10 protein-coding genes are annotated in these 14,572 nt (G+C 50.2%); 6 read left to right on the forward strand and 4 right to left on the reverse strand.

Annotated elements, in window-relative coordinates; genetic code table 11:
• Positions 1 to 58 precede the first annotated feature (58 nt).
• From CpATCC19410_RS07385 to CpATCC19410_RS07395, 3 genes are all read right to left on the reverse strand, one after another.
• Entirely contained in the window at positions 59 to 1,465 is a 1,407-nt protein-coding gene (locus CpATCC19410_RS07385) for an L-serine ammonia-lyase (protein ID WP_013242015.1), read from the reverse strand.
• A 133-nt stretch (positions 1,466 to 1,598) separates the two neighbouring features.
• Positions 1,599 to 2,135: a CE1759 family FMN reductase gene (locus tag CpATCC19410_RS07390; RefSeq protein ID WP_013242014.1), complete on the reverse strand. Its 537-nt coding sequence runs from the start codon at positions 2,133 to 2,135 to the stop codon at positions 1,599 to 1,601.
• Positions 2,123 to 2,725 (reverse strand): TetR/AcrR family transcriptional regulator, encoded by a 603-nt coding sequence (locus CpATCC19410_RS07395; protein WP_013242013.1) that lies wholly within the window; start codon positions 2,723 to 2,725, stop codon positions 2,123 to 2,125. The genes CpATCC19410_RS07390 and CpATCC19410_RS07395 overlap by 13 nt, the downstream gene beginning before the upstream one ends.
• A 161-nt stretch (positions 2,726 to 2,886) precedes the next feature.
• Here CpATCC19410_RS07395 and CpATCC19410_RS07400 point away from each other — a divergent pair, with 161 nt between their 5' ends.
• From CpATCC19410_RS07400 to CpATCC19410_RS07410, 3 genes are read left to right on the forward strand one after another with little or no spacing between them, the layout of a single operon-like run.
• The gene (locus CpATCC19410_RS07400) at positions 2,887 to 3,699 is read left to right on the forward strand and encodes an ATP-binding cassette domain-containing protein (RefSeq protein ID WP_013242012.1); all 813 of its coding nucleotides are present in this window, start codon (positions 2,887 to 2,889) and stop codon (positions 3,697 to 3,699) included.
• A complete protein-coding gene (locus tag CpATCC19410_RS07405; protein WP_013242011.1) occupies positions 3,696 to 5,717 on the forward strand; it encodes a YhgE/Pip domain-containing protein in 2,022 nt (673 codons plus the stop codon). The genes CpATCC19410_RS07400 and CpATCC19410_RS07405 overlap by 4 nt, the downstream gene beginning before the upstream one ends.
• A 35-nt stretch (positions 5,718 to 5,752) precedes the next feature.
• On the forward strand, positions 5,753 to 8,515 hold the full coding sequence (locus CpATCC19410_RS07410; RefSeq protein WP_013242010.1) for a DEAD/DEAH box helicase: 2,763 nt from the start codon (positions 5,753 to 5,755) through the stop codon (positions 8,513 to 8,515).
• Positions 8,516 to 8,559: 44 nt separating this feature from the next.
• Here CpATCC19410_RS07410 and ypfJ read toward each other — a convergent pair whose 3' ends face one another.
• A complete protein-coding gene (gene ypfJ, locus CpATCC19410_RS07415) occupies positions 8,560 to 9,435 on the reverse strand; it encodes a KPN_02809 family neutral zinc metallopeptidase (protein ID WP_014522830.1) in 876 nt (291 codons plus the stop codon).
• 334 nt (positions 9,436 to 9,769) lie between these two features.
• Between ypfJ and aspS the strand changes: the two genes are divergently transcribed.
• The 3 genes from aspS (at position 9,770) to CpATCC19410_RS07430 (ending at position 14,553) form a co-directional block, all read left to right on the forward strand.
• Entirely contained in the window at positions 9,770 to 11,563 is a 1,794-nt protein-coding gene (gene aspS / locus CpATCC19410_RS07420) for an aspartate--tRNA ligase (RefSeq protein ID WP_014300723.1), read from the forward strand.
• Between the two features lie 135 nt (positions 11,564 to 11,698).
• A complete protein-coding gene (locus tag CpATCC19410_RS07425; protein ID WP_013242007.1) occupies positions 11,699 to 13,030 on the forward strand; it encodes a phosphotransferase family protein in 1,332 nt (443 codons plus the stop codon).
• Positions 13,031 to 13,215: 185 nt separating this feature from the next.
• Positions 13,216 to 14,553: a replication-associated recombination protein A gene (locus tag CpATCC19410_RS07430; RefSeq protein ID WP_013242006.1), complete on the forward strand. Its 1,338-nt coding sequence runs from the start codon at positions 13,216 to 13,218 to the stop codon at positions 14,551 to 14,553.
• Positions 14,554 to 14,572: the final 19 nt, after the last annotated feature.

Consider the following 14,572-nt stretch of genomic DNA (forward strand, 5'->3'; position numbering starts at 1 on the left):
GATGTATAGATCTGCAGCTTGCTACGTTGGGGCAGGAGAATTACTGCTGCCCCTGGTTCTAGCATTCGGTTAGGTTGACTGGAAGTCCAAGGTTGACAGCCAAACCTCCCATGGAGGTCTCTTTATATTTTGTGAGCATATCTTTGCCGGTATCTGCCATTGTTTTTACGACTTCATCGAGCTTGACACGGTGTGGTCCGGTTTCAATAAACGACAATCGAGCTGCGTTGATGGATTTTACGCCTCCGATTGCATTGCGTTCGATGCATGGAATCTGAACCAAACCGGCAACTGGGTCACATGTGAGTCCTAGGTTGTGCTCAAGTGCTATTTCTCCTGCATGTTCTACCTGCTCGGGAGAACCTCCCATAACTTGGCATAAACCAGCTGCTGCCATAGCTGACGCTGATCCGACTTCTCCTTGGCATCCGACCTCTGCTCCTGAAATGGAAGCATTGAGCTTAATGATCACTCCTACGGCTGCGGCGGATAGGAGGAAATCGCGGTGCCAACCAGGAGCCAAGTCTTTGCGGAAATCTCGCGCATAGTGCATTACCGCGGGAATGATGCCTGCAGCACCATTGGTAGGTGCTGTGACAATACGGCCGCCGGCAGCATTTTCCTCATTGACCGCGAGGGCATAAAGGTTAACCCACTCCATGGCCCATAATGCATCGTCTTGAGTGTTAGTCGTGCTGCGGTGAAGATATTCATGCAGTTCGGGTGCCAGGCGCTGAACATTCAGCCCTCCTGGCAAAATGCCCGGGGTTTTAATGCCTTGGGTTACGCAATCCTGCATAGCTTCCCAGACTGCGTCAATGTGCTGAATTACTGGTGCTGCATCACCATGGATGGCAACCTCGTTTGCCAGCATGATCTCTGCCACGGATAGGCCGGACTTTTTACATATAGATAGCAGCTCATCGCCTGTGTGAAAGCGATACGGTAGAGGGTCATCCGAATCGACTCGGGAAGTTGTGGAGGCTCCAGAGCCAAGAGGCTCTTGCTGCGCATGGAATTCTTGCTCGGTTAAAATAAACCCGCCGCCGACTGAAAAATACACCTCGGGCTCTGAAACCTGGTCACCCTCAGGGCCGTGGGCAATAAAAGTCATTGCGTTAGGATGCTCTGGTAGGGGCGTCGGATCGAAAACTAATTGATAAGAGACTGTTCCGTTGGGGCCGGTTACTGTACCTTCCATGGGTACTGGTTCACCAAAAGCGGGAGCGATATCGGGTGTGGTGGCAGTCGGCTCATAACCTACAAGGCCGAGTATGGTTGCACGGTCAGTTCCATGTCCTACACCAGTTGCAGCCAAGGATCCGTGCAAGGTAACGGAAATTTTTTCCTTTAAGAGCTCTGGATGCGCGCGAGAAAAATGGTTTGCAGCACGCATTGGCCCTACGGTGTGCGAAGACGAAGGGCCGATGCCTATGCTGAACAAATCGATGATACTGATGGTCATCTGTGCTCCTTTTAAAACGGGTGAATGAGATCCATGGTAGAGATAGAACACGCTAAGTTCAGCTTTTGAGTGGTAACGATATGGCATCTAACGCGCTATTGGGTTGTGATTGAGATGCTTAGATTCCAAAGACTTAAGGCTTTAGTAGAAGTGCCAGTTCGTGCGCAGCGCGGTGGATTCGCTGCCGGAATACATCGGAGTTTTCCTGCAGTCTATCGTGCGGCGTAGCCAGAATTGCAGTAGGGACAGTTGCTGCTTTGAGGTAGGTGAATAATGGTCGTACAGCATATTCAAGAACAAGTGCATGCCGTTGAGAACCTGCATTGGCTGCGATAATAACAGGCATTTCATGGATATCTTGAGGGCGTAACACATCAAAGAACATCTTGAATAGGCCGGAATAGCTGGCTTTAAATACCGGTGTTACCGCAATGAGTGCGTCGGTGGAGCGTACGCAGTCGATGGCCTGCTGCAATTGCGGAGACGTAGTATCTCCAGTGATAGAACGTGCGAGATCAACCGCAAGATTACGCAACTCGATTATTTGTAGATTGAGAGTTTGCCCTGTGCCTGTGACCTCCTTGCGAACTGCCGCGGCGATGTCTTGAGCGAGAGCCAAAGAACTTGATGGCGTGGATAGTCCGGCGGACACGATGGTTACTGTTGGCACGATGAGGGAGTCTCCTTACCAGATATTCCAGCGCGGCATCCCGCTAGATAGATATTGATCAGGTGTTTTGTTGATGGAACTGAGAGCGTTTCCATCTCAAAGTGTGGGGGTGCGCATAACGCGATAATTCCAGTGTAGAAGTCGATCCCGGAGATGCTGGAATGAATAAGCCCTGTGGCTCGAAGATTTTCGTCAATTCTACGGATCTGAACGAAAAGGGCTTCGCGCGGTCTTACAAAATCCGGGGGAAGCTGTTTTTCTTCAGGCTGAACCAATGCCGGGATGAGTATATTGAGACCGACACTGGTGATGAGGCTAACCAGTTCATTGAGTTGATTTAAAGCAGTTTCTTGGTCACGCGGTGGGTTGTTAGCTATGCGTTTAAGCTCGGCAATTCCGCGGTCAGCGATAGCAATAATGCAGCTGTGTACCAGATCGTTACGGGTGGGGAAATTACGGTACAAGGTAGCAATGCCCACTCCGGCTTTCTCGGCTACTGATTCCAGCGTCATGTCCTTTCCGTCTCTAATGAGTAGAGACATCCCGGCTTCAATGAGGCTGTTACGTCTGCGTATGGCATCGGATCGCATTGCTGGTTTTCCTTGTAATGAGAGGGACACTGCTCTGGCCTGAGACTCTACAGACAGGCTCGTTTGACATTGTTACATGAGGGGAGAAATATGTTGGTGACTCCAATATGGAGGGTAACATCTCACTTTGGTTCCCGTAAACCAGTGAAGCAGAGGAATAAATGGACTCGTCTGAAGTACATACGTCATCACAACTCCCTGACGCGCCAGTGGTGTTGACCGCTAGAGACCTTGTACTTACTAGTGGCACCGAACTGCCTTCTCTTGATATCGCGTTAGGGCTTACGTTGCTGCATTGTGGTCGCGAAAACTCGGCGACCACGCTGTCTTTAACTCTCGCTGGACGTATGAAGCCGAAATCAGGGATAGTGATGCTTCACTCTGCGCAGGGAGAGATGTCCACTCCGAAGCAGCTTCATAAACACGTGGCCTTGGCAGGAATCCCCGAATTTGACTCTCTAGAGCGGCTTGTTCCGGTGAAAGCGGTGGTACGAGAACACGTGGCATGGACAAATAGCTGGTGGCGCCGGGTGCCTTCTTCCATTGAGAAGATTGATAGTTTTGTTCAAGCAGCAGAACTGCTCGGTATTCATGCCACTGAGGCTTTTGCTAAAAGAAAAGTTGGCGATCTAGATCCATTGGAGCGCTTTACATTAAGAATTGCTCTGGCGTTGACTGTGCGCCCTGAGGCGGATCTTCTTATCGTGGACGATATCGATCAGATTAGAAGCCTACGTCTACGAGCCGATCTCTTACGGCAGTTGAAAGTGGTGGCTGAGGTGCTGCCGGTGGTTACCGTATCCGCTAACTCGGATGTGGATGGGATTTGTGATGCAGATATACCGGTTGCCGGTGCGTTGAAACGGGCACAGGAAAGAGAGAAAAATTTACTCGATAACCTGCTGCAACGGGGGACACCAGCGAATGATATGAATCACCAAATCCAACGGATAGGAAAGGGGATAGGCCAGTGAACCTATTCCACATAGGAACCGAGTTCCGTAGATTCGGCCATGGCAAGCTTCCTCCGCTGGCCATTATCGTTATCGTTTTAATGCCCCTACTTTTTGGTGGCCTTTTTGTGTGGTCCTATTGGGACCCGATCGGACGTCTAAACAAGCTTCCTGTAGCCGTGGTCAATTCAGACCAGGGTACGAAAAAAGACGGCAAAGATATTAAAGCCGGTGACCAGATTGTAGAAAACCTTATCAACAATCCAGCGGCTAAATTTATCGAAGTCGACCCAGAAGCCGCGAGAGAGGGAATAGCTAACGGTACGTATTATTTTGCTATAGAACTACCCTCGGATTTCTCAGAAGCCGCGATTAGCGCTGGTACGGACGCACCACACCAAGCCAAGCTCAATGCTGCGTATAACAACGCCAATGGTTTCCTCGCTACCACAGTAGGAAACCAAGTAGTAACGCGTGTGCTAGCTAGTGTTAATGAAAAACTTGGGGCACAAGTGGCTAACCAACTGCTGGTAGGTTTTAACACGATCGGTAGTGGACTTCACGCTGCAGGAGACGGCGCCCATAAGCTTGCCGACGGCACAGGGACAGCAAAAGACGGTGCTCAGAAGCTGGAAGGCGGTGCGAATCAACTTCATGATGGTATCGAGACTGCCGACCAAGGTGCCCATAAGCTTGCCGACGGAACAAAACAGCTGCATCAAGGCATCGGCGCGGCAAAAGATGGTGCAGATGCTCTAGCGTCGGGGCTCCAGCGTCTAAATACTGCGACAGATACTCTAGGGGATGGAGCAGGACAGGTATCGGCGGGCGTCGACAAGCTCGTTGGCGTTGCGCGCCGGGCAAGTAGTGCTCAGGATCAATTGACTATTCCACTGGTTAACCTGAGCGCGCAGTTACGCGCAACAGGTATTCCTCAAGCTATTGAGCTAGCAAATAGTGCAGATGCAATCATTGCTTCTCTCACTGCACAGGGTATAGGTGGAAACTCTGAAATAATTGGGCAGTTGAATAAGCTTTCTCATGGTGCTGCGGAAATCCATCGACAACTTTCAGACCCAGCGGCTGCCTATCGCTCTGGCGTCGACCAAGCAACAGATGGGGCGCAGAAACTCTCCACCGGTTTGCACAAGCTTTCTGATGGTTCCGAACAACTTGTCGTAGGGACGCAAACTCTTGCAGACGGAACAAGCCGGCTTTCTGAAGGCTCTCAACAACTTACCGTTGGAGCTGCACAGTTAAGCTCTGGTCTGGTCGAACTTTCTGAAGGCTCTGGTGAATTATCCCTTAAGCTCAATCAGAGCGCGGACAAGGTTCCTTCTTTCGAAGAAAAGACGATAGATGATGCCGCGCGTAATGTGTCTACTCCCGTCAAACAAGAGGTAATCAAAGACACCATGTCTCTCTTTGGCGTGGGGCTCGCACCAATGTTTATTGCGCTCGGACTATTCATGGGTGGAACCGTTACTTTTATGCTGATGCGTCCCCTGCAACGACGAGCCATTGATACCGGGATAGCTCCTTTTAGAGCAGTGCTTGCATCGTATCTTCCGGCAGTAATCGTGGGTTGTTCCCAAGCCACCGTGATGTTTTTTGTGCAGCGCTATGCTATTGGTCTCCATGCGCACAATGAGATCGGTCTTTGGGCGGCGATGTGCATATCCTCTTTGGCTTTTATGGCTATTGCCCAAGGTCTTAATGCAGTATTTGGTTCTACCGTAGGGCGGGTACTCTGTATCGCCTTTATGTCCTTGCAGATCGTTTCCTCCGGCGGACTGTACCCGCCGGAAACTCAGCCTGCACCGTTACGCTGGTTCCATACCTATGATCCAATGACCTACTCAGTAAACCTTCTGCGTCAGATGATTTATCACACCGATATGGCGCTAGACCATAGAGCGTTGCAGTCTTTGGTAGTGCTCTTTTTCATCGCGGCGCTGTTCCTTAGCCTCTCAACATTTGCAGCATTGAGAGACCGACAGATGAAGTTGAAGGATCTACACCCAGAAGTTTCCGTCTAACAATAGGCTCGAGGAGTAACCTAGACTCCTAATGTATGGAGCGTAGTCATCTTGCCGCTATTCGAGGCCGCGCGCAACAGCTCATCTCTCTCAAAGACAGAGCCGTTGCCGTGGCGTCATATGTTTCCGCCGATCTCCCTACAGCGCGTGCCGTGCACCTGGGGGTTGAAGCAGGATCGGTGCGTTTGATTGACACATCCACTATCGTTTGGCCGCACGAACTTTACTTATACGCTGAGTTCGCGGAGGAAAAAGAAACGATAATGGCTACAGTGCAGAACTATTCTGCACTCGTCGCCCCACTCATTCCTTTGTTAGATCAGTCTGCGGCTGCTGCAAACGGGCGGTTTTTCAGCTTTTTTAGCTCTACTAACGTGGCGGCTGCTCAGCAAGCGGCAGCCGAACTCGAGCGTCTTCTAGAAAATCCAGCCATTAGTAGTGCTGCATTGAGTATCACTCATATTCTTTCGCGCGCTGATGAGGCTAATCGTATCCAACAATTAGGTGTGCATCTCACTCCCGGCGTTCACGGTACGCCAGAGCGTTACACAGTTGCTGCGCGCAGTTCACTAGCCCAGGCCCTGGGGCTAGGCATAGGAATAGACTCTGTATCTTTCGACTCTCTTGACCGTAGCTATGTCATTCCCGCCAGACAACTGGTAACCCAGATCGAAAATGACCATAATTCCGTTCCTAACCTACGCGGGCAAGCAGAACATATCGCACGAGCAATCACGGCGCAGCAAGCCTCTGAATTGATACGTGGCCTACCGTTGGATGCGCTCAAAGAAGTAACCAACGAACGCTTAAGGTTCACGGGGCTAGAAAGCGTAGGAGTTTTTAGCGTACTTGACGTACTTTCAACCCCGGAGACTACGCTCACGCAGGTCTCTGGAATCGGAGCCGCCACAGCTAAAAGAATCAAAGGTGCTGCTCAGACGCTTTACACAGAAGCCATGGCCGCGCCGTTGGGCAGCCTTGGGGATACCCGTACTCCCGAACTCGTACAATTGCTACGGATATTGGCCCGCTTTGAACAAGCTGACCAACTATCGGAAGAACAACGCAATAGAAGAGACCGGCTTATTAGTTACTTCCGTGGTACTCCACGAGATATAGCCCTCATCGGAGCGCCTTTTCTTGTTGCCCGGACAACCGATAATCCTATGGGATTTGACGGCCTTTCATCGTCGTATAGCAGCGCTAATGCAGATTATGAGCAGTTCATTGAAGATATCTCATGGGCTAATGCGGCACCTCAAACCTTTTCTACTCCTCCCGTTACGGATCCTGGGGAATCAGTGTGGGAGGATTATCAAGCGCGCCCAGCGCACTACCAAACCCTATGGTCTGCTTTAAGACAAGTAGAAAGCAATGAAGCGGGACAATCTGCTCTGCCGGAGGAGACACTCGCCAAAATACGTGCTCTTCGACTTGATCAATCGTTGCTCACCGAGCTTTATCTCCGCGGATATCAAAGCTTTGGTGCCAAGTTCGCCCTAGTGCAAAAGAAAGTCATTCTTGGCGATGAAATGGGATTAGGTAAAACAGTCCAAGCTATTGCTGCCGCAGCGCATATCGTGGCGCAAGCAGAGGCCGCAGAAGATGTACGAATACTTATCGTAGTTCCTGCGTCTCTCATAGTTAACTGGCGTCGAGAGATCGACAAATTTACAAAGATTCCTGTTCACGTAGCGCACGGAGAACTGAAGGAATCAGCACTTTCTACTTGGACTGTCAACGGGGGTGTGTTGATTGTGACCTATGAGGGGGCACGATCTCTATCAATTCCTGCGCCAACTATGTCCATCATTGATGAGGCGCACTTTATTAAAAATCCTGCTGCGCAAAGATCCCAAGCTGTCAGAAAACTCATCGAAAATTCCGAATATTCCTTGCTTATGACAGGTACTCCGCTGGAAAATCGGCTGAGTGAATTCCGACAACTAGTAACGTATGTACAACCAGAACTACTGCCTCAAGAAGAGAATCTTCGCCCACAACAATTTAAAAACACAATCGCGCCAGCTTATCTGCGTAGGAACCAAACAGACGTGCTCGATGAACTTCCCACAAAAATTGAAATAGATGAGTGGATAGACCTCACAGAGCAAGATCTCACAGAATATAAACGTGCTGTGGCAGAAAATAATTGGATGTCTGCACGTCGAGCTGCGATGGTTGTGCAACGCCCCCTGTGCGCAAAAGTTGAACGGATCATCGAGCTAGCTGATGAGGCGGCATCTGAAGGCCGGAATATTCTTATTTTTAGCTATTTCCGAGACGTCCTTGATCGGCTGCACCTTGAATTTGATCAAAGAAGCGTCGGAATCATTAACGGTGATGTTGCCCCGATCAAAAGACAAGAGCTTGTAGACACGCTTGGGGCCAATGGACAAGACATTTTGTTGGCCCAGATTGGTGCCGGGGGCGTCGGCCTGAACATTCAGAAGGCCAGTGTGGTTATCCTCACTGAAGCACAGGTGAAGCCTGCTTTAGAAGACCAAGCTATTGCCAGGGCGCATCGTATGGGACAAACAAAGCCAGTAAGCGTTTATAGGATACTCGGAGATGAGACCATCGACGAGCGATTATTGGAGATCAACGCACAGAAACGTAAGCTTTTTGATGAATATGCGCGTGAAGCCACGTCTGCCGACGTACATGATGCAGTGGATGTGTCTGAAGCTCAACTGGCTCAAGATATCTTAGCCGCCGAACGCGAGCGTCTCGGGCTAGAGGCTATTGAGCCACGTGACTCCGGTGATATCGGAGAAAACGTTGTGAGCTTGAAGTAAAGCTCCGCTCTGGTTGTCAGATAGGAGGCGGTTATAGCAGGGCGCTATTTGTATGCGTTGCGCTGAAGGAAATCGCAGGAGCTCATCTTTCCAGAGCGATATCCTGCGAGGAAAGCCTCCTGGCGTTGTTGAGAAGAGCCGTGAGTAAAGGATTCTTTGTTTACTCGTCCAGTAGCACGCTCTTGAATATTGTCGTCGCCCACTGCGCGCGCAGCATTGATGGCGTCATTAACCTGTTCTTCGGTGATTGGCTCTAGGAAAGCATTCTCGCCTTTATCTGCATAATGTCCCCAGATGCCTGCGTAACAGTCTGCCTGAAGCTCAATTTTAACTGCGTTAGAGTTAGGGCCGGGATCATTGTAATCAGATAGCCCTAGCGTGCCCTCGATGTTTTGGATATGATGGCCGATCTCGTGTGCAACGATGTATTCCTGTGCAAACGGTGTGTTTTTACCGCCGTATTTGGAAAGTTGATCGAAGAAACTTACGTCAAAATAAGCGGTCTCATCCCGAGGACAGTAAAAGGGGCCCGTAGCAGCAGACGCTGCTCCGCATCCTGTATTGACGGCACTCTTAAACACGAATGGCTGAATTTTTTTAAAAGTCAGGCCCGCCTGTGCCGGGAGCTGTTCCTCCCATATTTTGTTGACAGAGATAGCGGTGAACTCTACACGACAATCTGCATGTTGATTGGCGTCATCAGTTGTTTTGCAGTGTTCCAACCTTCCGGAGTCTTGAGAGACCTGCGGTTGGTTTGTGTCCCCTAAAATCTGTCCTAGCTCAGAAGGGCTTCCTCCCATAAGTAAAAATATGCCAACAAGGAGGAGCGTGCCGATTCCACCGCCAGCCGCAATTTTTCCACCGCTGCCACCAGAACGTGCAAGGTTTTCAGGTTTTTCTATGCCGCCACGGAAAGTCATGGGATTATCATGCCACATGACTTGACTGCTTAACCGGCAGAAAAGGAGAAAAGAAGGAAAGATTCAGCAAGGCTTCACCTAAAAGCTGCGAAACTGGGAGAAAGCCATCAAAAAGAATACCCCTTGGATAAAAGCTTGGTGAGATCAAAGCTTTACGAGAGCACTTGAGCAGTAAGGTTTTCCGGGGCATCTCTAGCTGGCCAAGTTCCCGGTCTAATTGATTACAGTAATTTGAGTGCCCACTGTCGCGCGTGCCGTACCTCAAGGGGTAGAATCGAGCAGTTGATAAGCAAAGGGCGGATTGAATCCGCACAAGCGAAAGGATTTGGTGCACGTGTTGCGCACTCATCTCGCGGGTGATCTCCGTAAGGATACCGCTGGGCAGACTGTTACCCTCACTGGTTGGGTTTCTCGCCGTCGTGATCACGGTGGCGTTATCTTTATCGACCTGAGGGATTCTTCCGGCCTTGTTCAAGTGGTCTTCCGTGAGAACGACGTCGCTGAGAAAGCTCACCATTTACGCAGTGAATTCTGTATCAAGGTTACTGGTGTGGTGGAAGCTCGCCCCGAAGGATCTGAGAATCCTAACCTGGCATCGGGTGAGATTGAGATTAATGTTAACGATCTTGAGATCTTGAATGAAGCAGCAGCACTGCCGTTCCAAATCGATGATGCATCTCAAAGCGGCGGGGAAGTGGGAGAGGAGGCAAGACTCAAGTATCGCTATCTCGACCTTCGACGTCCTACTCAGGGCGGAGCACTGCGCCTGCGTTCAAAAGCTAACCAGGCAGCACGACGAGTGCTCGATACCCATGATTTTGTGGAGATAGAGACTCCCACCTTGACTCGTTCCACGCCCGAAGGTGCGCGAGATTTCCTAGTACCTGCTCGCTTGAAGCCCGGTTCATGGTACGCGCTTCCACAATCGCCACAGCTTTTCAAACAGCTGCTGATGGTTGCAGGTATGGAACATTATTATCAGATTGCACGCTGCTACCGTGACGAGGACTTCCGTGCTGATCGTCAGCCAGAGTTTACTCAGCTTGACATTGAGATGAGCTTTGTCGACCAAGATGATGTCATCGCCCTCGCAGAAGAGATTGTTAGCGAACTCTGGAAGCTCATCGGCTATAACATTCCTACCCCGATCCCGCGCATGACGTATGCCGATGCTATGCGTCTTTATGGCTCTGATAAGCCAGATCTGCGTTTTGATATCAAGATCGTAGAGTGCACTGACTATTTCAAAGACACCACCTTCCGGGTTTTCCAAAACGAATACGTGGGTGCTGTGGTCATGGAGGGCGGGGCTTCACAACCACGTCGTCAGCTTGATGCATGGCAGGAGTGGGCTAAACAACGTGGTGCAAAAGGCCTTGCATACATTCTGGTGGGAGAAGATGGGGAGCTGTCTGGTCCGGTAGCCAAGAACATTACTGAATCAGAGCGCGCAGGAATCGCTGCGCATGTTGGAGCACAACCAGGCGATTGCATCTTCTTTGCGGCCGGTGATACCAAGAGTTCCCGAGCTCTTCTTGGTGCAGCTCGCGGTGAGATCGCTCGCAAATTGGGCCTTATCAAGGATGGCGATTGGGCTTTCACCTGGGTTGTTGATGCTCCTTTGTTTGAATCTTCTGCAGACGCTACTGCTTCGGGCGATGTAGCTCTTGGACATTCTAAGTGGACAGCGGTGCACCACGCGTTTACTTCTCCAAAGCCAGAATGGCTGGAATCTTTTGATGAGAACCCCGGAGAGGCTACGGCCTATGCTTACGATATCGTGTGTAATGGCAACGAGATCGGCGGAGGATCGATTCGTATTCACCGCCGTGATGTGCAAGAACGCGTCTTCAAAGTGATGGGTATCACGGAGGAAGAGGCTCGTGAAAAGTTTGGCTTCCTGCTTGACGCCTTTGCTTTTGGCGCTCCGCCACACGGAGGAATCGCCTTTGGCTGGGATCGCATCGTTTCGCTCCTAGGCGGCTTCGACTCTATCCGTGACGTCATTGCCTTCCCTAAATCCGGTGGCGGAGTTGATCCTCTCACCGATGCTCCTGCGCCGATCCCACTGGAACAGCGTCGTGAGACAGGGGTAGATTTCAAACCTAAGAAGAAGTCTGCGGAATAGTCTGGTATTAAGCGATCCCGCATTTTGTGAGAATTACCGAGGCTTGCCTCGATCATCATCCGAGTCGATTTGTTTGGTTGTGCGCCGATAATTCGGCTCGGGTGCAGCACGACATGCTCGAGGAGGGCAGTGCACATGGGCCGAATGAGCAAGAACAGCAAACTTGGTGTCCAAATGGTCGTTGACCATGTTGAAGACAAAACATCCGTCGAATCTATAGTGGAAGCAGCACAAGAGCTACTTTCAAAGCGGTATGGTGGTCGGCAAGAATTATTAGAAGTAGAACAGCTCAATGGCTCTGGTACTGCAATTGTGCTTAGGGCTAGGGTTGCGCCGTCGCCATTTTTACAGCAACGTTCGGTGGTACTTAAATATATTCCTCCAACGGGGAGGCTTATCGACGAATCCACGTTAATGCGGGAAGTGGTTTCTTATCAGTTCACGACTTCCTTGAGCGAAGAAGTCCGACCAGGCCCAGTGCTACTGGCATATGACGTTGATGAGCATATCCTCGTGATTTCGGATTCTGGCGATGGTGATACTTTTGCTGACCTGCTGGATAGCTCAAACTCGGATTTGCGTATTGAGATTCTCCGTAACTTAGGAGAAGCGATAGGCAAATTGCATGTAGGAACGGCATCCAAAGAGCAAGATTTTGACATCTTGTTGCATCGAATGCTGACCAAACACCCTGAGATCACGGAAATGCACGATTTCCGTGAGCGTTTACTCCGAATGTATATCGAGGTAGGCATCAAACTCATTGAGCAGCAGGGAATCGTTGTACCAGAGGTAGTAAAGGAATTTGCCAATAATGCCCGACGCCGCTTGACCTCAGGGCAGCATCGAGCATTCACACCTTTTGATCTGTCCCCAGACAACATCATTGTTTCCGATAAAACACACTTCTTAGATTATGAGTGGGCTGGGTTCCGCGATGCTGCTTTTGACGTTGCATGCGTGGTCGCGGGTTTCCCGCAGTTCCTTTTTGCTCGTCCAGTCATGGATGACGAGGCGGACATTTTTATCGACTCCTGGGCTCAGCAGGTAGCCGATATGTGGCCCAATGTTCGGAATCTTTCGAGACTCCATGCTCGTATTCTCACTGCGCTGGTCGGTTGGGCGTTTTCCTCCGTGGCGATGATGCATATGGGATACGACAACGAGGCGTTTGAAGACCTTTATCAAGGAATGGTCTCTGATGGAGCAGAGTCCATGAACGTTGACGCGATAGTTACCAGGCTCACGAATTCAGGAAACACTTTGCTGCAAGATATTTTCCGTATCGCTGATGCAGAAGACGAAGAAAATACCGTTTTTGATGAGGACAAAGAGGCCCTTCTCTTGATCAGAAGAGACCTGTATGAAACATTTGAAGCCTTGTACAGGTTTGCTCGTCGTGAGTCAGACTCACGCTTCCCCGTGGTAGCGGATTTTGCAGGCAAGCTCGTAGAAAAGCTCAATTAATAGCTTAAAAATAACGTTGGTTAAAGAAAACGAGTAATTATTAAGTTCCCATCGTATAGAGGTGCTAGGGATATACTGGCACCTCTCTATTTTTCATAGACCTATTTGAAGGCTCTCTTAAAACTCACGGGATGCTGTAGCTTATCAAGTTTGTGTTGAGCTCAAAGAGGAGGAGTGAACACAGCATGGAAGATCTCTTTACTACAGGGGAAAAAAGAGACAAGATTCAATCTGAAGTCTTCGCCGCCGGCGTGCATTCTCCTCTAGCTGCAAGAATGCGTCCTCGTTCGCTTGATCAGGTGGTAGGGCAGCAGCATTTATTGGGGCCAGGGCGACCGTTGCGTCGTCTTATAGAAGGAGCTGGTGAAGCATCCGTTATTTTGTATGGGCCGCCGGGCACCGGTAAAACTACTATCGCGTCTCTCATTAGCACGGCCACTGGTCACCATTTTGTTGGTTTATCGGCGCTGAATTCTGGTGTAAAAGAGGTACGTGCGGTTATCGACGAGGCCCGACGTAGCCTTATCCACGGCAAAAGGACTGTTCTATTTATCGACGAGGTTCACCGTTTTTCTAAGACACAGCAGGATGCTCTGCTCGCTGCTGTAGAAAATAGAACCGTGCTTCTGGTCGCTGCTACGACAGAGAATCCTTCTTTTTCGGTTGTCTCTCCGCTTCTTTCTCGTTCTTTGGTACTGCAATTGCAGCCGTTAGATTCGGGGGCCATTAAAGAAGTGCTCCAACGTGCCATCGTGGATTCCCGTGGCCTAGGATCGCGGATCCACGTCACAGATGAGGCTCTTGAACAGCTGGTGCTGCTCGCAGGAGGGGACGCTCGCAGGGCACTTACGTATCTTGAAGCCGCAGCAGAGGCTATTTCCGATGATGAGCAGCTTACGGTTGACACTATTCAAGAGAACGTAGATCGGGCCATTGTTCGTTATGACCGCGATGGTGACCAACATTATGATGTAACCAGTGCCTTTATTAAGTCAATTAGAGGCTCAGATGTGGACGCTGCGTTGCACTATTTAGCTCGAATGATTGATGCGGGCGAGGACCCGAGATTTATCGCGCGTCGATTGATAATTCATGCTAGTGAAGATATAGGTATGGCTGATCCTTCTGCTTTACAGATAGCTGTGGCAGCAGGGCAAGCGGTTCAACTGATCGGAATGCCCGAGGCCCGGATAACGCTAGCTCAAGCAACAATTCATCTAGCTACTGCGCCGAAGTCTAATTCCGTGATTTGTGCAGTAGACGGAGCTCTTGCAGACATCAAAAAAGGAAAATTTGGCCCAGTGCCGGCTCACTTACGCGATGGGCATTATGCAGGGGCAAAGCAGCTAGGGAATGCGGTGGGTTATAAATATCCACATGATGATCCACGTGGGGTGGTACAACAACGTTATGTGCCAGCTGAATTAGATGATGCAGTGTATTATCATCCCACAAAACACGGGGCAGAAAAACGGATTTCTGATTACATCGGTCGGCTTCGCCGTATGATTCGCCCCTCGTAGTTTTAGCCTTCTGAGCTAT

It is taken from the genome of Corynebacterium pseudotuberculosis (assembly GCF_002155265.1).
In the GTDB taxonomy this organism is placed as follows: domain Bacteria; phylum Actinomycetota; class Actinomycetes; order Mycobacteriales; family Mycobacteriaceae; genus Corynebacterium; species Corynebacterium pseudotuberculosis.

Coding starts and splice junctions, on each gene's coding strand:
- CpATCC19410_RS07430 (WP_013242006.1), top strand. CDS start 13,216: ATGGAAGATCTCTTTACTACAGGGGAAAAAAGAGACAAGATTCAATCT.
- CpATCC19410_RS07385 (WP_013242015.1), bottom strand. CDS start 1,465: ATGACCATCAGTATCATCGATTTGTTCAGCATAGGCATCGGCCCTTCG.
- CpATCC19410_RS07425 (WP_013242007.1), top strand. CDS start 11,699: ATGGGCCGAATGAGCAAGAACAGCAAACTTGGTGTCCAAATGGTCGTT.
- CpATCC19410_RS07395 (WP_013242013.1), bottom strand. CDS start 2,725: ATGCGATCCGATGCCATACGCAGACGTAACAGCCTCATTGAAGCCGGG.
- CpATCC19410_RS07400 (WP_013242012.1), top strand. CDS start 2,887: ATGGACTCGTCTGAAGTACATACGTCATCACAACTCCCTGACGCGCCA.
- ypfJ (WP_014522830.1), bottom strand. CDS start 9,435: ATGACTTTCCGTGGCGGCATAGAAAAACCTGAAAACCTTGCACGTTCT.
- CpATCC19410_RS07410 (WP_013242010.1), top strand. CDS start 5,753: ATGGAGCGTAGTCATCTTGCCGCTATTCGAGGCCGCGCGCAACAGCTC.